Origin of the sequence: Pseudoalteromonas sp. S558, from assembly GCF_005886635.1 — a bacterium.
Lineage (GTDB): Bacteria > Pseudomonadota > Gammaproteobacteria > Enterobacterales > Alteromonadaceae > Pseudoalteromonas > Pseudoalteromonas aliena.
On the sequence record NZ_PNDU01000170.1, the window covers coordinates 1 to 729 of the forward strand.

Genomic DNA, 729 nt, shown 5'->3' on the forward strand with positions numbered 1-729 from the left:
TATTGCTTGTAGTGGATATCGTTGCTATTTAATTTGTCATATTCGCACTCATTCCGCTTTGCGAGATTGAATAAACTAACAATGAAAGTGTCATCACCATCAACAGAGCATCTATTCTACTTGGCTTTTTGATAAATAATGATGATACAAAAAATAAGGGATCTTTTAAAAACCTAAACCCTTTTTCTACTTCAGATTGTGCTTTGTAGTGCTTAAGTAAATCTTCAGGTGAAAGCGATTTTTTATCTATATTCGTTGCTAATACGAAGCATGACTTTTGTTCTACAATCTGTTTTATTGCGGTTTCATTTTCTTCAATTTCTGCCGTGATTTGCCATTCAATATTTTTTACTGGCGCATCTTTTTTAGGTCGCCCTTTACCTTCATAGACTTTATGCTTAATAAATTGCTGAGTCGCTATTTGATGATGCTTCATCTTTTTCGCTAATTTATCTAATGCGCGTTGTGCGTCAGTTTGACAAGCGAAACGTTGAGCTTGTAAATGGAAGAGGTCTTTTTTGATGCCTGTGTGTGCTCGCTCAACTTGTCGAACAATGCTTTTTTGTGCTCGGCTATTAGCTGCCTTTGAATAAATAATCATCCATCTTTGCTTTATCCCCATATGCTCAACCTCTTCAATAACATATTGATAATTATCATCAATATTAACCCATTGGTTGGCTGTTATGGCTGTGCTTATAGAGGATTTTTCTAGAGAAATTGTTTAAT

At 34.8% G+C, this 729-nt stretch carries 1 pseudogene; it reads right to left on the bottom strand.

What is annotated here, in order from left to right:
• Positions 1-37: 37 nt before the first annotated feature.
• Positions 38-724: pseudogene (locus CWB66_RS12705) on the bottom strand (IS1634 family transposase); the annotation flags it as partial.
• Positions 725-729 lie beyond the last annotated feature (5 nt).